This window comes from Paenibacillus sp. 4624 (genome assembly GCF_050435065.1).
GTDB lineage: Bacteria > Bacillota > Bacilli > Paenibacillales > Paenibacillaceae > Paenibacillus > Paenibacillus amylolyticus_D.
In genome coordinates this window covers 38,270-62,195 of sequence record NZ_JBNDJR010000018.1, presented here as the reverse complement: position 1 = coordinate 62,195, position 23,926 = coordinate 38,270, and the positions used below count along the sequence as shown (strand labels likewise).

Annotated in this window: 22 protein-coding genes; 16 read left to right on the top strand and 6 right to left on the bottom strand. The window is 47.4% G+C overall.

From position 1 onward, the window contains the following. Positions 1 to 252: 252 nt before the first annotated feature. The 5 genes from ABIE27_RS28230 to ABIE27_RS28210 all read right to left on the bottom strand — a co-directional run bounded on the left by ABIE27_RS28230 (position 253) and on the right by ABIE27_RS28210 (position 4,199). Positions 253 to 696 carry a hypothetical protein gene (locus tag ABIE27_RS28230; RefSeq protein ID WP_123066852.1) on the bottom strand — a complete coding sequence of 148 codons (444 nt, stop codon included), beginning with the start codon at positions 694 to 696 and terminating at the stop codon, positions 253 to 255. A gap of 125 nt (positions 697 to 821) precedes the next feature. Then, positions 822 to 1,499 (bottom strand): aspartate/glutamate racemase family protein, encoded by a 678-nt coding sequence (locus ABIE27_RS28225; protein WP_123066853.1) that lies wholly within the window; start codon positions 1,497 to 1,499, stop codon positions 822 to 824. A gap of 141 nt (positions 1,500 to 1,640) precedes the next feature. Then, entirely contained in the window at positions 1,641 to 1,808 is a 168-nt protein-coding gene (locus tag ABIE27_RS28220) for a hypothetical protein (RefSeq protein ID WP_161557043.1), read from the bottom strand. A gap of 502 nt (positions 1,809 to 2,310) precedes the next feature. Next, positions 2,311 to 3,168, bottom strand: a complete 858-nt coding sequence (locus ABIE27_RS28215) for a zinc ribbon domain-containing protein (RefSeq protein WP_123066854.1) — start codon at positions 3,166 to 3,168, stop codon at positions 2,311 to 2,313. Between the two features lie 80 nt (positions 3,169 to 3,248). Continuing rightward, the gene (locus ABIE27_RS28210) at positions 3,249 to 4,199 is read right to left on the bottom strand and encodes a helix-turn-helix transcriptional regulator (protein ID WP_090924566.1); all 951 of its coding nucleotides are present in this window, start codon (positions 4,197 to 4,199) and stop codon (positions 3,249 to 3,251) included. A 304-nt stretch (positions 4,200 to 4,503) separates the two neighbouring features. Between ABIE27_RS28210 and ABIE27_RS28205 the strand changes: the two genes are divergently transcribed. From ABIE27_RS28205 to ABIE27_RS28175, 7 genes are all read left to right on the top strand, one after another. Continuing rightward, positions 4,504 to 5,202, top strand: coding sequence for a response regulator transcription factor (locus tag ABIE27_RS28205; RefSeq protein WP_123066855.1), 699 nt, complete (start codon positions 4,504 to 4,506; stop codon positions 5,200 to 5,202). Next, positions 5,195 to 6,301 carry a HAMP domain-containing sensor histidine kinase gene (locus tag ABIE27_RS28200; protein WP_123066856.1) on the top strand — a complete coding sequence of 369 codons (1,107 nt, stop codon included), beginning with the start codon at positions 5,195 to 5,197 and terminating at the stop codon, positions 6,299 to 6,301. Before ABIE27_RS28205 ends, ABIE27_RS28200 begins: the two co-directional genes overlap by 8 nt. A 79-nt stretch (positions 6,302 to 6,380) precedes the next feature. Next, positions 6,381 to 7,250: a M15 family metallopeptidase gene (locus ABIE27_RS28195; RefSeq protein ID WP_123066857.1), complete on the top strand. Its 870-nt coding sequence runs from the start codon at positions 6,381 to 6,383 to the stop codon at positions 7,248 to 7,250. A 19-nt stretch (positions 7,251 to 7,269) separates the two neighbouring features. After that, positions 7,270 to 7,911, top strand: a complete 642-nt coding sequence (locus tag ABIE27_RS28190) for a VanZ family protein (RefSeq protein WP_123066858.1) — start codon at positions 7,270 to 7,272, stop codon at positions 7,909 to 7,911. A 79-nt stretch (positions 7,912 to 7,990) separates the two neighbouring features. Further along, entirely contained in the window at positions 7,991 to 8,200 is a 210-nt protein-coding gene (locus ABIE27_RS28185; RefSeq protein WP_123066859.1) for a hypothetical protein, read from the top strand. A 475-nt stretch (positions 8,201 to 8,675) separates the two neighbouring features. Beyond that, positions 8,676 to 9,083, top strand: coding sequence for a hypothetical protein (locus tag ABIE27_RS28180; RefSeq protein WP_123066860.1), 408 nt, complete (start codon positions 8,676 to 8,678; stop codon positions 9,081 to 9,083). A 12-nt stretch (positions 9,084 to 9,095) separates the two neighbouring features. Beyond that, positions 9,096 to 9,410: a hypothetical protein gene (locus ABIE27_RS28175; RefSeq protein ID WP_123066861.1), complete on the top strand. Its 315-nt coding sequence runs from the start codon at positions 9,096 to 9,098 to the stop codon at positions 9,408 to 9,410. Positions 9,411 to 9,511: 101 nt separating this feature from the next. Here the strand turns inward: ABIE27_RS28175 and acnA are convergent, their stop codons facing one another. Then, a complete protein-coding gene (gene acnA, locus ABIE27_RS28170) occupies positions 9,512 to 12,226 on the bottom strand; it encodes an aconitate hydratase AcnA (RefSeq protein WP_123066862.1) in 2,715 nt (904 codons plus the stop codon). A gap of 435 nt (positions 12,227 to 12,661) precedes the next feature. On the opposite strand from acnA, the gene ABIE27_RS28165 reads away from it, so the two are divergent. The 9 genes from ABIE27_RS28165 to ABIE27_RS28125 all read left to right on the top strand — a co-directional run bounded on the left by ABIE27_RS28165 (position 12,662) and on the right by ABIE27_RS28125 (position 23,735). Further along, positions 12,662 to 13,660: an amidase domain-containing protein gene (locus ABIE27_RS28165; RefSeq protein ID WP_429352063.1), complete on the top strand. Its 999-nt coding sequence runs from the start codon at positions 12,662 to 12,664 to the stop codon at positions 13,658 to 13,660. A gap of 138 nt (positions 13,661 to 13,798) precedes the next feature. Then, a complete protein-coding gene (locus ABIE27_RS28160; RefSeq protein ID WP_123066864.1) occupies positions 13,799 to 14,893 on the top strand; it encodes a D-alanine--D-alanine ligase in 1,095 nt (364 codons plus the stop codon). 65 nt (positions 14,894 to 14,958) lie between these two features. Further along, the gene (locus ABIE27_RS28155; RefSeq protein WP_123066865.1) at positions 14,959 to 15,282 is read left to right on the top strand and encodes a hypothetical protein; all 324 of its coding nucleotides are present in this window, start codon (positions 14,959 to 14,961) and stop codon (positions 15,280 to 15,282) included. A gap of 195 nt (positions 15,283 to 15,477) precedes the next feature. Further along, entirely contained in the window at positions 15,478 to 16,479 is a 1,002-nt protein-coding gene (gene uvsE / locus ABIE27_RS28150; protein ID WP_123066866.1) for a UV DNA damage repair endonuclease UvsE, read from the top strand. 109 nt (positions 16,480 to 16,588) lie between these two features. After that, a complete protein-coding gene (locus ABIE27_RS28145; RefSeq protein WP_240037218.1) occupies positions 16,589 to 17,452 on the top strand; it encodes an inositol monophosphatase family protein in 864 nt (287 codons plus the stop codon). Between the two features lie 34 nt (positions 17,453 to 17,486). Beyond that, entirely contained in the window at positions 17,487 to 17,804 is a 318-nt protein-coding gene (locus ABIE27_RS28140) for a hypothetical protein (RefSeq protein WP_123066868.1), read from the top strand. Between the two features lie 266 nt (positions 17,805 to 18,070). After that, positions 18,071 to 19,396, top strand: coding sequence for a stalk domain-containing protein (locus tag ABIE27_RS28135; protein WP_123066869.1), 1,326 nt, complete (start codon positions 18,071 to 18,073; stop codon positions 19,394 to 19,396). Positions 19,397 to 20,419: 1,023 nt separating this feature from the next. Next, positions 20,420 to 22,207, top strand: coding sequence for a sensor histidine kinase (locus ABIE27_RS28130; protein ID WP_123066870.1), 1,788 nt, complete (start codon positions 20,420 to 20,422; stop codon positions 22,205 to 22,207). Beyond that, a complete protein-coding gene (locus ABIE27_RS28125; RefSeq protein WP_123066871.1) occupies positions 22,182 to 23,735 on the top strand; it encodes a response regulator transcription factor in 1,554 nt (517 codons plus the stop codon). The genes ABIE27_RS28130 and ABIE27_RS28125 overlap by 26 nt, the downstream gene beginning before the upstream one ends. The last annotated feature ends 191 nt before the right edge of the window (positions 23,736 to 23,926 follow it).

Sequence of the window (23,926 nt, the reverse complement as noted above, 5' to 3'; positions counted from 1 at the left end):
ATTTTGGCGCTTTTGCCGCGAAAAAAATTCTAACGATCCCCAGCGACGCTATTTCGCTGAAACTAGCCGAAAAAGGGGTGATTCGCTGCTGAAAACCTAAAATAAGGTTTCTCATGATCGTTAGAATTCCAATGAAGCTGATATGAGGCAAATAGCGTTCTCTCAGATCGTTAGCGGTAAGAAGGGGCTATCGGAATTCTCCTGCGATCATCTTTTGATTGTATAAATCCTCTAACAGGAATCGCATCATGCTTACTCGTAGTATCCCTTCGCATAAACGGCTGCTGTTGAGAAGCAGAGATGCTTCATTTCATCCTGCTGATTTTCGGGCGGCATCTCCAGAAACCACGGCTCCTTCATATCCTCTCGGTTCATGGGTACTGGACGCCACAGAATCAAGCCGATCTGATCAAACTGGAAACTGCATCCGAGCTCTGGGTCTTCACGATCGTATGGTGCAATGGCATCCAATTGCGGAATCAGAACGTCAGCTTCGGTGCCGAGCAGATCGAGTTCTCCCAGCATACACGTATACTCATCACTTTCATAAAATTCAATAAAATGTGCCTTGCCTTGAGCATCATACTCCACTTTGGGATCAAAGCTGAAAGCCTCCGTTTGTTCAACTTCATTCTGTGTCATGCCTAGCCGGATATCCCCGATGGATTGACCTGGTTCTACAGCGAGACGTTTCATGGTTTCGTTCCCTCCGAAATAAAAGTGTACATGCATGTAGAGCTATGATGAAATAAGTACAATGTGAAACGGATGTGCTGAGTACACGATGAGATAAAGCACAACAAGGATGTTATGTTCGTCTCTTAAACGATCTTCGTGATACCGATATCCTGCTCCAGACTCGCACCTAACCCCGAAAGAGGAGTATAGATGGTAACGTCTGCATCAGCAGACACCTGCTCAGCGGCTGGGGCCATCGAGAGCTGAGCAGTAACAAGACAGGTATCCTTGCGTTCAAGAGCAAGCTGTTGCAATGCATTTTTCAATGCCGCGAGGTAGCCTTCCTGATCGCCACGCATAACCATGTCGAATAGACCTGGCAACAACACGGATTCAAGCTCAGGCTTGTCCTTTGCTGCCGAATGTCGATCGATATACGCACGATATCGAGCCATTGTAGGTTGTACGGTGGCGGGGTTGGTGAACGCGAGCAAATACCTCTTCGGATGGGTTAGCATCATGGTGAGCAGTGAATCGTCAATACCCGTTACCGGAATCGGCAACGGTTCTTTCGTCTGATCCAGCACGGCTGCGAACAAGGTGCACGTGACAAGAATGGCATCTGCGTGACAGCGGCTTATCCATTGCAGCGTCTGATTTACTTTTTCCCGAACAAGGGCACTGCTGAAATCCTCATCATGCTTTAGCCGATCCAGACCAGGGTCTACATAGTGAACCAGTTCGATATTATAGGAAGTCAGAGCTTGTTCAATCAAGCGGATATTGGAGTGATGCGCGTGGAAACAGGCAATCGTGCTCATAGGATAGGCGGTCTCCTTTATGTAGAGATAAGTAGAAGGCACGACAGTTCATCGCCATGAGTGATACATAGGTAGGCATCATCGTAGATGAAAGGTCACCCTTACCCGTAGTATAGGGAGCCGCCTTAGTGATGTAAAGCGTTATCTCATGTTCATTGAGACGTTTTTCTTCGCCATTTTTTGCTGTAAAATTTCATGGAAGGATAAGCCTTGAGTGTTCTCATTTTCCTTTTTCGGAGCAGCGGTCGCCGTGTTGCGCGGATATTGGTGGTGATACGGGATCATTTGCTGAATAGGCATGCGGATCATCTTGGTTCCTCCTTACATGCATGATAGACATGCATCGTTTGTATAATATGTATTTCATAATGAGTTACGTCGGGTGATATAAAGTGAAGATAGCTGAGTCAAGTGCGCATATAGGTACATATGACTTGTTACATGAAATGGTTCATATGAAGTCAGAAATCCGACTTGGATGTAGTGATTTTACCCGGTATTTTGGAGATGTAAACGGTTTTAGGGAAATTCAGGAACAAAGAACCTGATATAAAACGGGGAATATGGGATCAGGGGAACGGTTGTTATGCGAATGGTCCTAATTTTGAGGAAGTCAATGGTGCTTGCTTCTAAGGCATATGTCCAAGTGACTAGGTATGAAAAATGCTAACTAACTTGGTACTATGGTCGGGGGATATGGAACGGAAAATGTCAAAAAAGCTGCCAAGATTTCTTGACAGCTGCTGATTTCCTTATTCAACTCGCCTCTTTCATTCGCTTGCTCCTTGATAAGAAAGAGGGAAGAGAAACGTTATCTGCGTTCTTTTACCGCAATATAAACATCCACCTGTGTATGCTCGGGGTCCAGACTGCGTTGATCGTAGTATTCAAAATCGCCGGTAAATGTACGGTCTTGCTGATGGCTCCACGTCCACACCGTCCCCCATACTTCACTGACTACCTCAACCATGGGTCCAGTTCGTGAAGTGAATACCGCATAGGTAGCAGGAGGTAGCTGCACCTCATCGAATCCTTCAGGTAAACGATCTTCCTTGCCAACTTCATGCCCGATCAAAATGGTATATTCACCAGCAATACCGTCTGTGTAATCCGTGTAACAGCCGTAGCGTGGAGCATCGGGTGCTGGTATATGTTCGGAGGCAAAATAACGCCCCCACAACGCGCCGATGCTGCCTTGACCGCTCATCTCTATCGCGTTGGTTGTACGTGCTGACAGCCCGGCTAGGCGTTTGCCAGGAAGGGTTACATAACGGACAGGCTCGCTGTAAAACGGAGCGTCCCTTGCTGGATTATATGCATCTGATGGAGATAATGGCTCGTTTGAACTTATTTTTCCTGCCAAGGTGTTATAGGGCGCAGTAGTCCCGTCCTCAGCACTTTGAGCATTTCCTGCATTCCGCCACCGTTTCAGAACAGGCAGCTGGTTGCGCAGCATTGAGCGAGCTGATTCCTCGTCCATCCCTTCTTCTTTGAGTATAGCGGTGCACATCTCGATCATGCCTTCTAGTGACATCCCCGGTTGCTCAAACTTACCATCCTTGTAACAATAAATGCAGTATTCGCGGGTTTGGCTGCCATCTAACTCCGTGCCAAATTGCTCGGTGCTGGTTAGCGGCATTCCACAGCTCTGACATACGGTAACGTTCATGATTCATTCCTCCTTGGGTATTGTACAACTTCAACGTGAACATAGTTGAAGTATACGGGGAGGAACTGGACAGCTGTCTGTCAGGTTTGAGCTGAGGTTTTATAATTTTGCACAATTTGCTCTGCCATACGGCATACATTGTCCCGAATATGCAGAGGCTCCAGTACCTCCACGTCTGCGCCAAAGCCGAGAATGAAGCCATATAGCCAGTTATCCTCAGGAAAAGCAATCTGGCTAATATAATACCCGTTGCCGTCAGGCAATACATTTTCAATACCAAACCATTCTTCCGCGAGATGACGGGCACGGGCATGGAATTTCAGTGTGAGTCCAATGTGATTGTTCGGACGGCTCCATTCCTGCTGCCACGGCCTGTCCTGAAGGTTGATGGATTGGCGTTCAAAATGCTGCTCAGCAAGCACAACCTCTTTCATGCGCACCAGTTTGAACATGCGGAATTCATTCCGTTCGTGGCAAAAGGCGTACAGATACCACGCGTGCCTTTTCAGCACAAGGGTGTGTGGATCAACCGTACGACAGGTCTCTGCACCTTCGGCGCTGCAATAGGCAAAATGAATGCATTGAAGTTGATCGATTCCCTGATCGATGACTTTTAATTTCTGTTGCAGTGCTTCAGGGTGTGTCCACGTTGAATAATCCACGATGAATCGGTGCGTGCTTGCCTGGAAATCTTCATTTTTGGCTTCTGGCACGATACTGCTCAGCTTCTCTACCAATAACTCACGCGCAGTATTCGTATGAGTGGTTGAGATGCTGCGCAGTGCTGTAACGATGGAAGCAAGATCCTTGTCCGTTAACAAGTTGCGATCCAGCCGGTAACCTTCTGCCAGCCCGATTCCACCGCTTGCGCCCTGATATGTCACCACGGGAATTCCAGCTTGGCCTAATGTGTCGATGTCCCGATAAATCGTACGTATGGATACCTCAAACATGTCGGCCAGGTCTTTGGCCTGCAAACGCCTGCGATTAATGAGCAGTACCACAATGGCTAACAAACGCTCCAGTTTCATAGCTATATCTTCCTTTTTTAATAGTGTCTATAGAATTGGACAGCATTTACACTGAACACTCCAATGACAGAATAACCTTTCAATCGCTGTTATCCCCAGATTTTTTGGATTCCCTTTTCCAAAGGGGAAAATCCGGGGATAAAGGCGAACGCTTCGCTTTTTCAGGTTTTTTCTGTCCTCTCCGTTAAAGTGTAAAAGAAAAGTCAAACTTATATAACATTGCTTTCAATTGTGTATGTGGGAGTTATCTGTTAGATTCATAGGTATTATATGCCCAGCATCCCATATAGGAGTGAAATAAGCAATGAAGCGAATTACGATTCTGATTGCGGACGATGAAATAGAGATCGCGGATCTGGTTGCTTTACATTTACAAAAGGAAGGCTATCATACCGTCAAGGCATCTGACGGACAGTCAGCACTGCAGGCTGTTCAGACACAAGCCATCGATCTGGCGGTACTGGACATTATGATGCCGGGTATGGACGGGTATGAGGTGACCCGTAAAATCAGGGAACAGCATCATTTTCCAATCATTTTCCTGAGTGCGAAAACATCGGACATGGATAAAATCACAGGGCTTGTGATGGGTGCCGATGACTATATGACCAAGCCATTTAATCCGATGGAGCTTGTGGCTCGCGTCAACTCTCAACTACGGCGTGCTTTGCAGTTCAGCCAGTCCACAGCTACAGCACAGCGCTCGGTTTTGGAAAAAGGTGGACTTGTTATTGTACCCGACCAGCACAGCGTAACGCTTTACGGTAAACCGCTGGAGTTAACACCGAAGGAATTTGACATTCTAGTGTTGCTTGCCAGCAATCCAAAGCAGGTATTCAGCGCAGAAAGCATTTTTGAAAAGGTGTGGGGCGAGGCGTATTTTGAAAGCGGCAATACCGTCATGGTACATATTCGCACGCTGCGCAAGAAACTCGGAGAAGATGTGAACAAGAACAAGTTCATCAAAACCATCTGGGGTGTGGGGTACACGTTCAATGACTAAACGGAGAAGTTTTCGCACAACAATGATTATGCTGCTTGGTCTGAGCATGCTAGCTTCTGGCGTCGTCACGTTTATCGTGTATAAGCTGTTGCAGATGTACTACGCAGGGGTGAGGCGGGAAGACCCGCTGGCAGAATATCGTAATATCATGAGAAGTATTGGCGATTTATATGTCTTTATGCTGCTTTTCATCCCACTTGCGATTTTATTTTTCTACTTGTTTACCAGACGTTACGTTACGTATTTCAAAGAGATTTCCGCAGGCATTAATCACTTGGCTAACGGGGATTTTGATCATCAGGTACAGATTGTGGCCAAAGACGAATTGGGTACGATTGCGGAAAGTGTTAATATGGCGAGCCAGAAGCTGCGAGAAGCGGTGAAACGAGGGGATTTTGCCGAAAACAGCAAAGACCAGCTCATCGTAAACCTTGCGCATGATCTGCGCACACCGCTGACCTCGGTACTGGGATATCTGGATTTGCTGATGAAGGATGAGCAGTTGACAGAGGAACAGGCGCGGCATTTTATAGCGATTGCGTTCACCAAGTCCCAGCGGCTTGAGAAGTTAATTGATGATCTGTTTGAGATTACACGAATGAACTATGGCATGTTACCTGTACGCAAAACGCGGCTGGACTTGAGCGAGCTGTTGAAGCAGATGAATGAGGAACTTTATCCTGTTTTTGAAAAAAATAATCTGGTCACCCGTTTACATATTGATAACGACCTTACCGTATCAGGAGATGGTGAACTGCTTGCGCGTGTGTTCGAGAATCTGCTAATCAACGCTGCCAGGCATGGCAAGGATGGTATGTACGTAGACATCAAAGGATTTCACGATAGTGGTCGGGTTGTCATTCAGGTGACGAACTATGGGGGACATATTCATCCCGATGATCTGCCGCACATCTTTGACATGTATTACACCGGAGATCGGGCACGGACCGTGCAAGAAGGCGGTACGGGTCTTGGACTGTTTATCGCGCGTAATATCGTGGAGCAGCATGAAGGTATAATATCGGCTGTAAGTGATGTGGTACATACGATGTTTGAGGTTCGCCTGCCTGTTTTCCAGCAGCTTTCTCATGAAACTTAAGAAAAATTTAAACATTGCCCTGCGTTTTCTTTAAATTGTTTTGTCTATCCTTGAATCATGAGAGGAAGGAGGAACAATCATGAAAAAGTGGGGCTTTCTGATATGCATCATTTTGATTGGATATATCGTAACGCAATCAACGGCAGCTTTGCAGCAGAAGGAAGAGTTGCCGATTGTTATTTTGGACACCGATGAGAAATACACGGGGTACCGAGAAGCGGCGACACAAGAAATGAAACAGCAAATACATAAAGGTAGTCTGGTCTTAGTTAATTCCGAGCATCCGATACATCCTGAAGGCGTTCGCCCCGATATTGTATATGTGGCTGACGAGGAAAACCTGCTTCAAGGCTTCGGAATCATGGATCAGACGTTGATGTTGTCCCGTGAGGTCACAGCAAAATTTCAGAAGATGGTTGAGGCTGCCGGTAAAGAGGGAGTACGCTATTTTCTGATGAGTAGCGGGTACAGAGATTTTGAGAAGCAGGACGAGCTGTATCGGCAAAAGGGTTCGGACTACGCGTTGCCTGCGGGCTATAGCGAGCACAATCTGGGGTTATCCCTGGATATAGGTTCAAGTCTGGCCCCAATGAGTGAGGCTCCTGAGGGAGCGTGGCTGGAGAAAAATGCGTGGAAATACGGTTTTATTTTGCGATATCCCAAAGATAAAGTGAACGTGACAGGCATCCAGTATGAACCCTGGCATTTCAGATATGTGGGCATGCCGCATAGTGCGGTGATGCACAAGAATCAGATGGTTTTGGAAGAGTATCTGGAGATGTTAAGAGAAAAGAGAGACGTTAGCGTTGATCTGAACGGCATTACATATGATATCCATTATTATCAGGTGTCGAAGGGTGCGAAGATTTATCTGCCAGAGAATGATGCCTATGACATCTCCGGTGATAATATGCAAGGGGTTATTGTTACGGTTGAAAAATCCTCTTGATGATGGAGGGAGAGACAGCATGGGACAGAACAAGACGAACGAGCAGTATAGGCAACAGGGTCAAAAAAATTATAAAAAAATCAAACTTTTTGATGTCAACCAACGTCATAAGAATCATAGTCATCATCGCAAAGAGATAAGGCCCAATCCGCTTCGAATCCTCTGGATTGCCCTATTCGTGATCTATCTCTATTTGCTGACCAAACTGATTTTGTTTAAAGGAGGGCCCGTGGATGCAGGTGTGGTATGGGACAGAGTGATGGGGCTACTGCGTCAACCGGATCTGATCCATACACGAACTGTAAATCTGACGCCGTTTCAGGAGATCAAACGAGACTGGCACAGTCTGTCCGTTCATCACCGATCAGGAACAGCAATTCACTTAGTAGGCAATATCCTTGCATTTGTGCCGTTTGGTGTATGGGTTACGTGTATGGTACGCCATTCTTTTTTCGCCGGGATTCATGTGCTGTTTCTATCCTTTCTACTTAGCTTGGGATATGAAGTGACACAGCTGCTGACGGGAATGGGTATCTTTGATGTGGATGATCTCATGCTGAATTCACTTGGCGGAATGATCGGATATCTGGTGTATACGGTGTTGTTGGTTATGAACAAGCTATTTACAGGGTTGAAATCAAGAGTGGCTGCAAATAACTAGGTGATTGGCGATGAAACCACTAGGAGAGTAACTGTGAGAAGAGATCCAAGTCTCACTTCATGATTAAGGAGAGATTACATTGATTATTATGGCTGTGCTGTTGATTAGTACAGGGCTTATGTTTCTGGTATATCCGCAGAGTACAGCAGGTGCTGCAGACCAGCAAATAAAGAACCGTCGATCTGCGGCAAGGTGGGTTGGAGCAGCTTTGATCGTCATGTCGTGTTTCTTTCTGTTGATGGGCACGATGCAACTGTTCGATGAATCTTCACATTATATTGGGCATTAAGCGAATCTCCCTGTGAACGCACTGTTTGTAGCGTTGCGTGAGGGAGAGTTTTTTTATAGAGATATGGAGGTGAGTGCTTTAAAAACATGGGAAATATGAAAACCTTAACTCTACCCTGTAGACTTCAGAGATCTGTCCCCCTCACGGCGCTAACGATCATGACAGACCTTATTTGGCTGATTTTGCCGAGTTACAAATTCTAAAGATCACCAGAAACGCTATTCGGCTCAATTTTAGCTGAAATGGGGATAAAACGAGGGGGATTTACTTAAATAGCGTCTCTACGGATCGTTAGAATTTCAAAAGGCTGTTTTGGAGCGAAATAAGGCTTCTCATGATCGTTAGAGTCGTTAGCATTTTGACTGCCCATTTTGTTGATGTCGATTTCTTAACTGTAGTTCCTTCCTGCGACGGATACAATTTGGATTTGTTCGCCAATACTTGTATGTTCACTATACTCGGAGGAGGGCTCGAATTGATTTTGTTAGCTAGAGAGCTTGCTGGAAGAATGAGAGCATTGATCGCAATCGAAAGTGAGATCGCAGACGCAACACATAGACAAGAAGAGGAACAGGCCATACGAGAGTTGGAAGAGAAAAGGTCCACACAGATTCGCAGCTTCACACGCGATGAATTATTAGTCATCAAAACGGTAATGAATGTTGGCCGATGCGAAAGAGGTTATCGTTATTATGCCAACTCAGAGCATTCAGATTATTACGAGATCATTCACCTGCCTATTGAGTTGAATGAGCATGAGCTGATGCAGAAGTATTCATATTATCTGGTACATAAAACGGAACGCGAGCTTGCAGATAGAATTGAGTATTATACGGCTGTTTCTGAACAACTGAAGGAAGGCATGGATATTTTGAAAATCTAGGAGGTAGATCGGATGATAATGAAAATTTCGTATTACACCCCTGACGGTTTCTATTATTATGTCCCTGACCAGCATGCAGAGCAGATCGAAGCGTGGAGAATTGAATTTTCTGATTTTCTGCAAAGCATTGAAGGTAAACATCCGTTCACTCAATATATGGAATCGATTAATTTCGATGATGAATTGGAATATGGGGTGTTTATTCGCAGTTACGGCGGGGATGACTTTATGGATTGGATCAACGTGGAAAAGTTAAAATGTAGGGGGATCTATCGTATTCCTGCACCACCAGACGATTCCAAGGTAGGAATCAGGATCGATTTTTGATCAGACGGTAGTCTCAAAATCAAAAGCCCCGCCTCATCGTGCAGTCTGCACATGAGGCGGGGCTTTGTTATATCATTTTATCCCATAAAAGATGAAGGGGATTACGCTTTTTTCATCATTTGACGCAGTACCGTTTGCAGGATACCACCGTTGTGATAGTAATCCACATCAACCATGCTGTCCAGACGAGCGATAACAGGGAAGTCGAACTGTGTACCGTCTTCACGAGTTACGGTTACTTTCAATTCTTGACCTGGTTTCACATCGTTGCTCAGACCTGTGATGTCAAACGTCTCACGTCCGTTCAGGCCGAGGCTGGACCAGCCATGACCTTCCTGGAATTGCAATGGCATAACGCCCATGCCGACCAAGTTACTGCGGTGAATCCGCTCGAAGCTTTCCGCGATAACCGCTTTGACGCCGAGCAGGAACGTACCTTTGGCTGCCCAGTCACGGGAGCTTCCTGTACCATACTCTTTACCTGCGATAACGATCAGGTTCTGTCCTTCAGCCTGATACTTCATGGAAGCATCGTAGATGGACATTTCTTCGTCTGTTGGCAAGTATTTCGTAATACCGCCCTCAGTACCTGGAGCTACCTGGTTACGAATACGGATGTTGGCGAACGTACCACGCATCATGACTTCATGGTTACCGCGGCGTGAACCGTAGGAGTTGAAGTCTTTGCGTTCTACACCATGCTCTTTCAGATACAAACCGGCTGGACTGGACGGAGCAATGTTACCTGCTGGTGAGATATGGTCCGTTGTTACGGAGTCACCCAGCAATGCCATTACACGTGCAGCGCGGATATCCGAGATATCGTTCAGCTTGTCACCAAGTTCTTGGAAGAATGGTGGGTTCTGGATGTATGTGGAGTTCGGATCCCACTCATACAGTTCGCCTTCCGGTACAGCAATTTGGTTCCAACGTTCATTGGCAGTAAATACGTTCTCGTACTTGTTGCGGAACATCTGTGCATTCAAGGAGCTTGCGATCGCATCCTTGATCTCTTCGGAGCTAGGCCAGATGTCTTTCAGGAATACAGGTTGATTATTTTGGTCGTGACCGATTGGATCGGTTTCGAAGTCAATATCCACTGTACCTGCCAGTGCGTAAGCAACAACCAGCGGTGGAGAAGCCAGATAGTTGGCTTTTACTTGAGCGTGTACACGGCCTTCGAAGTTACGGTTACCGGACAATACAGCCGCTACAGTCATATCGTTGGCAGCAATCGCTTCGCTTACTTCATCCGGCAGTGGACCGGAGTTACCGATACATGTTGCACAGCCGTAACCGGCAACGTTGAATCCGAGTTGGTCGAGATAAGGGATCAGACCGGCTTTTTCCAGATACTCGGTAACGACGAGTGAACCTGGAGTCAAGCTGCTTTTCACATATCCTGGTTTAGTCAAGCCAAGTTCAACTGCTTTTTTCGCCAGCAAACCTGCGCCGACCATAACGCTAGGGTTGGATGTATTCGTACAGCTTGTGATCGCCGCGATCACTACAGCTCCAGCTTTCAGTTCACTTGTAGAACCGTCAGGATGCTTCAAAGGCACTTTTTGTTCAATCTTCTCATCGCTCAGTCCATATCCGCCTTTGTCGACAGGTGTACGGATGATGCTGTTGAAGCTTTCTTTCATTTGAGTCAGCTCGATACGGTCTTGTGGACGTTTAGGTCCTGCAAGGCTCGGTACAACGGAGCCGAGATCCAGCTCAATAACATCAGTGAACTCCGGATCAACGGTGCTGGAAGTACGGAACATGCCTTGAGCTTTGTAATAAGCTTCAACCAGTTCTACTTGCTCGTCGGAACGTCCTGTGCTGCGCAGGTAGTTCAGCGTTTCGCTGTCTACTGGGAAGAAACCGATCGTTGCGCCGTATTCCGGTGCCATGTTGGCAACTGTTGCACGGTCAGCAAGGCCGATGTTGGCAAGACCCGGTCCGTAGAACTCAACGAATTTGCCGACAACGCCTTTTTTACGAAGCATTTGGGTAACGGTGAGCGCGAGGTCAGTTGCTGTTGCGCCTTCGCTCAGGCTGCCTGTCAATTTGAAACCGATAACGTCTGGTGTTACAAAATAAAGCGGTTGGCCCAGCATACCTGCTTCGGCCTCGATACCACCTACACCCCAGCCGACAACGCCGAGACCGTTGATCATAGTGGTATGGGAGTCTGTACCTACGAGGGAATCCGGGAATACAACCGTTTCGCCATCAACCGTTTTGGTTGCAGCCACGGAAGCAAGGTACTCCAAGTTAACCTGGTGAACGATCCCTGTGGATGGTGGAACAGCACGGAAGTTGTTGAATGCTGTTTGTGCCCAGCGCAAGAAGCGGTAACGCTCTTCGTTACGCTCGAATTCAACTTTGATGTTGTAATCCAGTGCATCACTGGTTCCGAAAGCATCAACCATAACGGAGTGGTCAATAACGAGATCAACAGGAACGAGCGGGTTGATTTGTTTTGGGTCGCCGCCTGCTTTTTTCACGGTGTCACGCATTGCTGCAAGGTCAACAACAACCGGTACACCCGTGAAATCCTGCAATACGATCCGCGCAGGGATAAACGGGATTTCCTTATTATTATCACGGCCTTCTGCCCAGCCGGTCAGTTGTTTAACGTGTTCTTCGGTGATGGCACGTCCGTCGAATTGACGAATCGCTGCTTCAAGCAGCACTTTAATCGAGAAGGGAAGCTTGGAAAGGTCGCCGTGGCCGCCTTCCTGAAGAGCATCAAGACTGTAGTAGCGGTAAGACTTGCCTCCAACCTCAAGCGTACGAGCGGCGGAGAAATGGTTCTTGGCTGACATACATGTACCTCCTTAAAATGTGTCGGTGAGATGAAGAAAACGTTCATTGCTAAATGAAGAACAGGCCTTCACCGTTCCGTGTTCTTGTTCGATGGTTTCATCAGATGAAACATAATTTCAAAATCATAACTTTAGTTCTAAGTATACCGTTTTCACATCCGTACGTAAAGGGCTTTTTGCCTGTGCAAGCAAGCGTTTCAACAGATGAAGGCGTTTTCTGGATTCTGGTGTGAATGTGGGTGATATTGATCTTTTCAGGTCACATATTTAGGCACGTCATCTGACTGTGTACATACAAACTAGGTCCCCTTCATATGAATAATAGGAGTTCACTGTATCGATTGAGCAGTGAGAGTGTTCGTCGGCTTAGCGAATTGCATTTATCCAAAATACGGGTGATCCAGATCCGAACTCATGCCAAAGGGGGACACAAGCTTGGAACGCGAATGGAAGAGTGCCTTATACACGTACGTCAACCAGTACAATCGCTGTGAGATCGATTACCGTCCACAGACGAGTGAACGGATCGTCACCGATCCCGAATTTGTGATGGAACGGGGAGAACGCATGGCAAGGCTGGATGAATGGTATCGCAAACGGCGCGCTGTACCTCTTCGCAGCGAGACCAGCGCCAAGCTTGTGCGTACACTCATTGATGGATCTGAAGAAGCGGTGGCGGAAGTGCAACTGTACAGCAGGCTGTTCTATGAGAAGAGTGGCATCACCCACCGGGAAGATCGGATTGAACGGGAGCGATTAACTTTTTTGCGTGAAAATGGGCATTGGATTATAGCGCGTGTGGAACGAGAAGTGCCGGAGCGCCGTCCAGCGGGGGAAGGGCGTCCTTATCAACAAGCCGATTTTGTACAGGCGGTGAATCGGCCGCTTCTGAATCGGGAAGTATTGGGTCAAGGCAGAAGTGCCAAAAGGCATATTTATCGCCGGGATCTGGCTGTAGCCTACGCAGATCGATGGTGGAATGCAGGTAATCCGGCATATGAAGAATTTGATGTGGACTGCACGAATTACGTGTCCCAGTGTCTCTTTGCAGGGGAAGCACCCATCCACTATACTGGTAGAAGAGAAGCGGGCTGGTGGTATAAAGGGTATGTGAACGGCGCGGAAATGTGGAGTTACAGCTGGGCTGTATCCAACAGTCTGGCAAGATATCTGTCGGGCAGCAGCTGGGGGCTGACGGCCACCGAGGTGGATCGTCCTGAGCAGCTGATGCTTGGTGACGTTATTTTCTACGATTGGGATGGCGATGGAAGATTCCAGCACAGCACGGTGGTCACCGCTTTTGACGCGGGGGGCATGCCGCTGGTAAATGCACATACGGTGAGCAGTCGCCATCGTTACTGGGATTACCGGGATTCCTATGCCTGGACGGAGCGGACGGTATATCGACTTTTTCATATCGCGGACGAATTTTAACAGGGAAAGATTTGCGAGATTCGGTGACGCAGACAGCCCGTTCCGTGTAAAATAAGAACAGAGACCGGAAGCAGCAGGGCAATAGCCTGTAACGGCTGCGCAGATAGCATCACGTACAGATATAATCGGAGGTTACGCATGAGTATGGATAAATTAAAAGTAGGCGTCGTATACGGCGGAAAATCAGGCGAGCACGAAGTATCGCTGCAAACGGCGTTTGCTGTAACAAATGCATTTGATTACGAGAAGTATGAACTGGTTCCTTTTTATATCTCCAAGCAGGGGACGTGGAAAAAAGGAGCCGTGATGAATGCACCTTTTGCACGTATTGAAGATCTGAAACTGGAAAACTTCGCGGGCGGCACACAGGACGCGCTGAATGCATTATTCGCACGTTTATACGGCGGAGCGGAAGCACTGGACATTATGTTCCCGTTGCTGCACGGCACGTTTGGTGAAGACGGCACGATCCAGGGGATGTTTGAGATGGCGGATATGCCGTATGTTGGCGCAGGGGTGCTGGCTTCGGCAGGCGGCATGGACAAAGTAGTTATGAAAAAACTGTTTGCTCAAGCCGGGATTGACCAGTGTGCCTTCACGTATTTTAACGCAACACAATGGAAACAGACTGAACACGAAATGATCGTACAGGTTGAAGATCAGCTGGGTTATCCTTGCTTCATTAAACCAGCCAACCTTGGTTCCAGTGTAGGTATTTCCAAAGCGCGTAACCGCGATGAACTGAAAACAGCGATTGAGTTTGCACTCCGGTATGATACCAAAGTAGTCATTGAGGAATTTGTGGAAGCACGCGAAGTTGAAGTTAGTGTTCTTGGAAATGATGAACCGATGGCTTCGGTTCCAGGCGAGATTGTATCCTCTGGTGAGTATTACGATTATGCAGCCAAATACATCGATGGTCAGTCTCAGATGTTGATTCCTGCACCGCTCGACCCTGAGGCAGCAGACCGTATTCGTGAAGCGGCTTTGCAAGCGTTCCGTGCTATTGAGGGTAACGGAATCTCCCGCGCAGATTTCTTCATTCGCAAATCGGATGACGCACTGCTAATTAACGAAGTGAACACGATGCCTGGCTTCACCCCGTACAGCATGTACCCGCTCTTGTGGCGCGAGACAGGTGTGTCGTATGCCGAATTGCTGGATCGCATGATCGAACTGGGACTGGAGCGGTATAACCGTAAACAGGCACTGAATTACGAAAACGGCGTTTAGGCATAGCCTGGACGATCCGCTATCCAAGCTAGATTTCCACTATCAGGAGATTGGGAGGAATGTGCATGGGATTTCAGACAGAGTTTAATTCCGTATGTAAATTCAAAAGCGAGCAAGAGTTATTTGAACTGCTGGAATACGGTCGCGGCAAAATGGTCAAACAAGGCTTCCGGGTGTTTCCTACCGGGCAAAAGGTCATTGCCTACACTCCGGACAATGTAGCAGTCGCGATTGTGAAAATTGTGGCTTCCATTGCGGAGATCAATTTTCAGAATCAAGAAGTAACGGAAGTAGAGATGCAGCTTATTCGCAAGCTGACCGAGGAAGAATCACGGGTCCAGACGGCGCTTGCTGATGAGATGTTCTTTGGAGAACAGGCGCAGGAATAGAGCCTATTGATAGGGCTATCACTGGAGTTTAGCTTTACGGGTAACTTCTTTCACAGAGCGGCTGGACGGTTTTACAATCATGCGATTACGCTCCCTTGTTTAGGGTAAAACTTGGTTATATACCATGTCGGCTTAGCTTCGCGGCTGTCTTCTGTCGTGTAAGTCTGTCCGTCCTAAACAGAGAGGAAGAAATTCATGCTTGTACGTTTCGGTTACGTGGCGATGTCGGTGCTGGTGGAGAATGCTTCGCCTTCCCGGACGATGACGATGGCCAGTTTTAATAAAATCGGAGACAGGGAAGCGGCTATTCGCAAGCTGGAACGCATTGCAGCCGAGAACCTGCATAATACCTTACGTTTGCTCCGGCACAACAAAGGAAGTCATATTCATGTATATCGCTTTTCTTCGAAATTAATTCCACTGGCTACCCATGAAGATTTGAGTGATTGGGACCCTTTTCCGGCACTGAAACCGGATTTCCAAGCGATTGGTGATTTCGTGAAGGAAAATCAGATGCGCGTATCCTTTCATCCGGATCATTTTACCGTGCTGAGTACCCCTCGCGAAGAGGTGCTGCGTAACTCGATGAAGGATCTTCGTCATCATGTCCGAATGCTGGACGCCATGGGCCTCAATGCGACAGCCAAGAACAATATTCATATTGGTGGTGCATATGGGGACAAGCCTTCAGCGGCACGGCGTTTTGAAGAAAATTTTTGGAAGCTGGACCGGGATATTCAGGAGCGGCTGACGCTTGAAAATGATGACAAAACGTTTAATTCACCTGAGACACTTGCGGTATGTCAGAACATTGGGTTGCCGATGGTACTGGATATTCATCACCAGTGGGTGAACAACGAAGGCGAGCAGCCATGGGAGCTGTGGCCGGATATTTTAAAAACCTGGCAGTTACCGCTCGCACAAGCCGATGCACCGCCAGATCGACCATTAGTTCCAAAAATTCATGTGTCCAGCCCGAAGAGCGAAAAGGACCTTCGCGGACATGCCGATGGGGTGGAAGTCGAGCCACTACTTGATTTTCTTCGTCATATCGCTGCGGATACACCAGCACTTGATGTAATGATCGAGGCAAAACGCAAGGATGAGGCCTTGGTGCAGCTGATGCAAAAACTGGCCTTTTATCAGGATGAAGGCGTTGAATGGGTGGATGAGTCCACGGTACGAATTCATCCGTGAAGCCAAAAGGGGCTTGGACAGCAAGAAACTTTACGAATGCTCAGACGTATACTTCTAACAAGTATTTTTAACTTTTTCGTAGATTGATATAGAAAGTAGAGTGAACGCTTTGAGTGAAAAGGAAAAGGTACCTTATGTCGTGACAAGCAAAAGCTATACTGCCGTTGCTATTAATGCTGCTTCCAAGGCGGGAGAGTGGATCAAGAGCCGTCTGGGTACGGTAAGTGAACTCGGAACGAAGTATTCTCCTCAAGATCTGGTGACGGAAGTGGATAAAGGGGCAGAGCAGATGATTCGCCGTTTGATTCTGACCCATTTTCCAGACCACGCTATTCTGGGGGAAGAAGGAGTCGAGCCAGGACCCGAAGCTTCAGCAAGAGCGCTGAAAGAGGCAGCAGAGGAAGAGTACCTCTGGATTGTTGACCCGGTGGATGGAACGACGAACTTTGTGCACGGATTCCCATTCTATTCGGTGTCCATTGCCCTCGCGCATAAGGGTGAAGTAATTGTGGGTGTTATCTATGATCCTTCCCGTGACGAATTATTTGTTGCGGAAAAAGGAAAAGGAGCCTATGTACACGGAAACCGGATGACAGTATCGGGTGAGGAAACATTGGCACAGAGCCTTGTGGCGGTAGGCTTCCCGGCAGATACCACCTTTGCGCTGCCGCTGAATATGGCTGCTGTCCAGGCCCTTGCTCCGCAGGTGCGCAATCTGCGTGCAGGTGGCTCGGCTGCGATTCATCTGGCTTATGTTGCTGCTGGACGTCTGAGTGCTTACACGGAAGTTGGCCTCAAACCGTGGGATATTGCTGCAGGTGCACTCCTGGTTGCGGAATCCGGCGGTAAAGTGACGGATACGAAGGGAACACCATATACGCTAGCTGTGAATCATATCGTTGCCAGCAATGGCAAGATTCATGATGCGTTGACGGAAGTTTTGAAGGAAGCCAAGGCTACCGGACTGGAGTAAATCATATACCACTATATTGAAGGAGTAAATTACGATGGATGAATCCAAAGAACTGGAACGACGGCTTAGCGACATGCTGACGGAAGGAGACATGGAAGCGTCCGATGATGCTGAAGAGCGTGAACGTCAGCTCATTCCTCCGAAGTACGAGGTGCGTATTCAGACAGAACGAGACCCGATTGTGGAGGAAACGTTAAAGTTTCGTACGATGGCTCGTGAACTGGATGATCGATATGACCGGTATCTGGATCGTGCTGCTGGGCAGGAAACCAAGTCAAATGGCGAACCAACGTCAAGTCAGCGTGCAGATCAAGATCAAGTTAGGGATTCAGATTCGGACAGCGAAGCGTAACATACAGGAAACATATGACCATTAATGGGCATACCATCATAAGTATACACATTATCAATAGAATTGCTCCCATCAATAGAGTCAGATTCTAACAATAATAGACTTCCCTGCAAAGGGAAGTCTATTATTTTGCGTGCACATTTAGGCAAGAGGACAAAGCTATATTTGAAGTGATAGAATAGAGGTACACAAGCATATGTCATCGGAACGACGGATGTACTATATAAACGTGTAAATGTAGATTTGACTAAGGGAGTGTCATAAGAATGAAGCGTAAACGTATTTGGAAAAACACCGCCGCAGGCCTGAGCGCAAGCATGCTGGCAGGTATGTTGTTGCTCACACCGTCCGCCTTACCGGCACATGCTGCTGATGCCAAAACGGGCGTATTACCTGTGGCTTCAAATGAAGCATCACTTACAACAACAAAGAAAGATGCCGCCGCTGTAACCAAAGAATTCCGGATCGTTACATTGGGTGACTCCATTACTGTAGGATATGAGCCGAAGATGACCACATTGCCTTATGGTTACGTTGAGCGTTTGCAGGAACAGGGCTTGCTCCATGGGCGTACACAAGTAGATAACTTCGGCATCGCTGGACTCAAAACGAGCGGTTTGAAGACCTTTACGGATGCGATCAAGGAAGGTAAGACGCTGACTTCCGAAGCAATTCAGCCGAATCTGCCTGATCCGCGAGCAGGACAGATTGGGGCAAACACAACCGCGATTCGCGAAAGCATTGCACAGGCTAATCTCGTAGCGATGACGATTGGCGGCAATGATGTATCGGAGCTTCTGGGCACAGCAAACACCATGAGCGACCAAGAGTTGCAAGAGAAAGTGAAAGAATTGCTGTCAATGTATACAACCAATGTTACTGCGATCATTAATAATATTCATGAGATTAATCCATCTGCCCGGATTGTTATTGCTGACCAGTACCAGCCGATGCCAGCAGTAGCAGGCAAAGAGCTGTATGCCAAGTTGATGCAGGCTTCTCAGGGCTTCACACAAACGATTGATGGCATTGCTGCTCAGTTCACAGCTCAGGGTGCTGATGTGAAAGTGGCTCATGTAGCCAAAGATTTTGTTGGCGGTGAAGGCACAATGACACATATGATCAAAAATCGGGATTTCCACCCGAATCAGCTTGGATATGCTGCTATTGCTGAAGAATTTGCAAAAACCATTTGGGGTGACTACACGAAACTGACCGCGCCAGATGCAGGCCAGCCAATGAACATCATCGTAAGTGGCAAGACGCTGAGCACACCGTATAAACCAGTCATTCGTAACGGCAAAAACTTCGTCGCGATCCAGGATATCGTGAATGCAGTGGGTGCCAAAACCGTTTGGGATAACAAAACGTCAACTGCAACCATTACCTACGGTGACCGCACAGTAGCTGTGAAGATTGGAGCGAATGCCGTGAAAGTGAACGGTGCATCCGTTGCAGTGGACACTCCGGCCTTCCTGAACAAAGTAGGCAAGGAAGCCAAAACGTATGTACCTGTGGCCATGGTAGCCGAAGGTCTTGGTTTTGACGTGCAGTATATCGCGAAGCTCAAGACGGTATTTGTGAATCCGTAAGGCTTTTAAGAGAGCACTCCTATGAATGAACATTCAGGAATTGAATATGTAAGATTCAACGTGCGAGATTGAATGTTTAAAAATGAATGTGTGAGAAGTGATTTTACCCTAAAGGTAGGATGGAGTGGCGAGGCAGGACTTGTTCCTGACTCGTCACTTTTTTCGGTGTTTTTTAGTGGATTAGATTAGTGAAATCATTAGGAGATTCAAGAAATGATGTTAGTCTTGAGAATTCAGGGGGAAGTGTAATTCTAACGGTCAGGAGAAGCCTTATTTGGCTTGAAATAAGACTTTTGAAATTCTAACGATCCGTAGAGACGTTATTTAGAGAAATCTCTAAGGTTTAACCCTTTTTCACATGGAAATGACCCAAATAGCGTCACGGGTGATCGTTAGATTTTGAAACCACGTCAAAATGGCCAAATAAGGTCTGTGGTGATCGTTAGAGATCCAAGAGACAATAAGAGCACTGCAAGAGCGTTCAAGATCACAGCAAGAGTAATATATCCATAGCATTTCTCCGAAATCGTGTCTCGCAACAAAGTAAAGTGATGAATACATCGACTTTCCCCTGAATCTCTTCGTTTTTCGAGTAACCTAAATGCCCGCACATCTATGGTCCGATATCGCCCCCTGAGGAACACGAATCTCCAACAAACAGCCACATCCGCTCCCAAGTAACACAACAGTCCAGCCCAAAGCTATATCGCCTTCCCCACTGAGGAACGAACCTCTCCTAGCATTAAAAGTCACCCTCACCCTGCAAGCTAACCAAGGTTGCAACGCAGGTAACTTGTTCCGCTAAAAAGTGTTATAGTCACCTACCTTGATGCTTGTATACCTGCTAAGATGACTCCGTAGGTTGCATAAATATGACTTGTCATCCGACCATGGATGTGTAAATATGAAAATAACTTACAAGTACGCTGCGTGTACTACCCAATTCAGACCCTTATCAGCTTCATCGTAGGCCGGTATCCCTCTAAACCAGCAACCCTTCGCCAAGCAAAGGAGCGCTCCTGAATGAGTAAATTTAAAAACGCTTTCACCACACTACCCATTCACCACAAAACGATGTTACTGATCGGTTTTTTGATGCTGATCAGCTTTGCTTTCTACGTATCTGTCATGCAGTACGTGTTAAATATTTATGACCGCCAGATCTATGAGAAGTCATCACAGGTGCTCAATATGTCATCGGTTGGCATCGAGAACAAGCTCCGCGAGTTATCCAATCTGTCCTTCAAAGTGATGTCGGATGAGCCGCTGCAACAGTATCTGCTGCAACTGGAGAAGGCGGAGACCGGATACGAGCGGAACAGTCTTCGTAAAAAAGTGACAAACCGACTTGTTGCCTATGCGGGTTCCGAGAAATACGTGTACTCCATGATGTTTATCGACAACGATAACAATGTCATGGCCGCAGGTAATCGGGAAGGCATCTCAGAGGCGAAGCAACAGGAACTAATTTCGCTCGGTGAGCAATATGCAGGTTCCAACGTATGGCTGGCAAGTGGGGACCAACAGGCGAGGTTGCTGTCGGTCAGACAGGTGAAGTCCTTTACGGGCGGAGCATTTACGCTGGAAAAATTGGGTACCCTGATTATTCGTGTGCGGCTGGATCGTATCGTCCAGGATCAGATGCAGGAACCAGCGGAGGACTCGCAGTTGCTCATTGTTGACGGGACAGAGGTCATCTATCCGACCGAATCAACGGTCAGCAGGTCCGAAATCGCAGCAGAGCTGAAGCGGACGCAGCCTTACGGAATCACCACGTTAGAGCAGGGCAAATTTTTTGTTGCGAGAGCTCACTCCTCGTATACCAGCTGGAATTACTTATATACTACGCCATTTGATCAGATGTTCAAGCAGATTCAGTTTGTCAAACAGCTCGTCATGGCCATTTTTATTATGATCTTTCTGGTGGCTCTTGTGATTGGAGCCAAATTCTCGCGCAGTATCACCCATCCGATTGCCCAATTAATTAAGAAAATGCGTAATATTGAAAAAGGGGACCTGGATAAACTGGAAGAAGCCGCTCTTGGCAGCGTTCCCGTATCTCCGCAGAATGAAGTGGGATTGCTGCATCGAACCTTCAAGATGATGCTGCAGCGGATTCGAGAGCTGATTGATGAAAATTATGCAAAGCAGCTTGTTATTCGCGAGACAGAATTGAAAGCGCTTCAAGCACAGATCAATCCACACTTTTTGTATAACACGCTCGAATCCATTAACTGGCTTGCCAAAGTGCAGAAACAGCATCAAATCTCCGAGATGGTCGAAGCGCTTGGCTTCCTTCTGCGCAGCTCGGTCAATATGTCCGAGAAATGGATTACGCTGGAACGGGAGCTGGACATCGTGCGCAGCTACGTTACCATTCAGCGTACCCGGTTCGAGGAAAGACTAGACTTTGACATGCATATTGCGCCTGAGGTTGGAACTGCTCGAATTCCCAAATTAACATTACAGCCGCTTGTAGAGAATGCCATTCATTATGCACTTGAGCCGAGCATCGAGCCTTGTCAGATTCGAATCCGTGCCAGAGCAGAAGGGGAGCATATTCGGATTGAGGTGGAGGATAACGGGCCGGGCATGACCTCCGAATTTATGGAACGTTTACAGGAAGGGCAGATTCAGACCAGAGGACAGGGCATAGGGCTTACGAATATTCAGGAACGTCTAAGGCTGACCTTTGGCGATGTAGGCACCATGAGCATAAACAGCAAGCCTGGATCAGGAACTGTAGTATCGATCAGCATACCTTGGATCAGAGAGGACGATGACGATGTACAAAGTGATGCTCGTAGATGATGAACGTGTCATACTGGAGGGGATTTCTCAGGTGGTTGACTGGGCGGCCGCAGGGACAGAACTTGTGGATACGGCCAGAAACGGAGTGGAAGCACTGGGGAAAATCGAAAGTGCCAAACCCGATATCATCATTACCGATATTTCCATGCCGGGTCTAGATGGTCTGGGTCTGATCGAGAAGGCTTCCGAAGCTTATCCGGCGGTACGATTTATCATGTTGTCTGGCTACAAGGAGTTTGAGTATGCCCGCAAGGCGATGCAATATGGGGTGAAGCATTATCTGCTGAAACCTTGCAACGAGAATCAGATTCATGATGCCTTGGTTGAGCTTTTGCAGGAGCGTCAGGATGCGCAGGTGAAAGAACATGTTGCGGGAGAGATCAAGCAACGTTTGCAGCGAGTACTTCCCCATGTGAAGGAACAGTTTCTGCTGGAGTTCATGACCAACCGTACATATGGACCGATGGATCTGGAATATTATCAGGATCTATTCAATCTGGAGCTGCAGCAGAAAAGCGTTCGGTTACTGCTGGTTCGGATTGTGGAAGAGCATGATTACAGTCATTTGTTTGCGATCAAAAATATAGCGGCTGACATGCTTCCTGATGTTCTGTTAAGCACAACCATTGAAGGCAAGCTCCTGATTGTCCTGGCAGAACCAGCGGATGTGCATATGTTGCAGGAGCGAATTGAAGCGGTTCGCCAGACATTTACCCGTCTGTACAGATTAGAGCTGACGGCTGCGCTCAGTGAAGCGGACCATATGACCCAGTCCCGGCGGTTGTTCCGCGAAGTGATGCAGTACTTGAATCATCGCTTTTTCATTGGGGAGGGCAAACTTATAACCAAGAATGATGTGGTGCTGGCAGGGGAATGTGACGGTGTGAATGTAGAGCAGGATGCTGATCAGCTGTGCCAGTTAATTAAATCGGGCAATACGGAGGGAGTTGCCGCCGAGGTACATCGTCTGTTCGAGCAACTGGCAGATCAGAAGCTGGATATTGAGGTGACACGCGCCTATGTAGTGCAGTTATATTCTGCCATGATTCAAGTCTGCCCGCCAGAGGAGGCAACCGATTTCACGCAGCGGATGGCGGAACTGACGCATATGGATACGTTAGCTGATTTGAATACATTTGTAGCAGACAGTGCCACCCGTTTAACTGCGGGTTATTATAAAAATTACATCAGTCGTCAATCATCGGCAGTGGAGAAAATGATGGACATCGTAGACCGTCACTATGGTGAGGCTGACCTTTCCTTGAGTGGAGTGGCGCATCAGATGTTGTATATGAATCCAGACTACCTCGGCAAAATTTTCAAAAAAGTCACCGGCGAAAATTTCTCTAATTACGTCAATCGTCTACGCATTGAACGGGCGTGTGAACATATCCGCAGGGGCGGAGATGTGAAGGTGTTCGAGCTGGCCGAATTGTTCGGTTTTGGAGGTAACTCGCAATATTTCAGTCAGGTGTTTAAAAAATGGACCGGGATGACACCGACTGAATACCGCAGATTCGGCATCTAAGAGGGAATTAGCAATGCAATGCAAAGCGATGTCATGTCATATCTTAAGAGGGGGATAACCGACGCTTGCAGCGTCAGGGATGTCCTCCTCTGTTTTTTGAACCAACAAGACGGTTTTGTGTATTCAACTTGGATCGTACTTTTGCGAAAATGACAATATCAAGTTCGTGAAAGCGTTATCAGTGTCTCGTT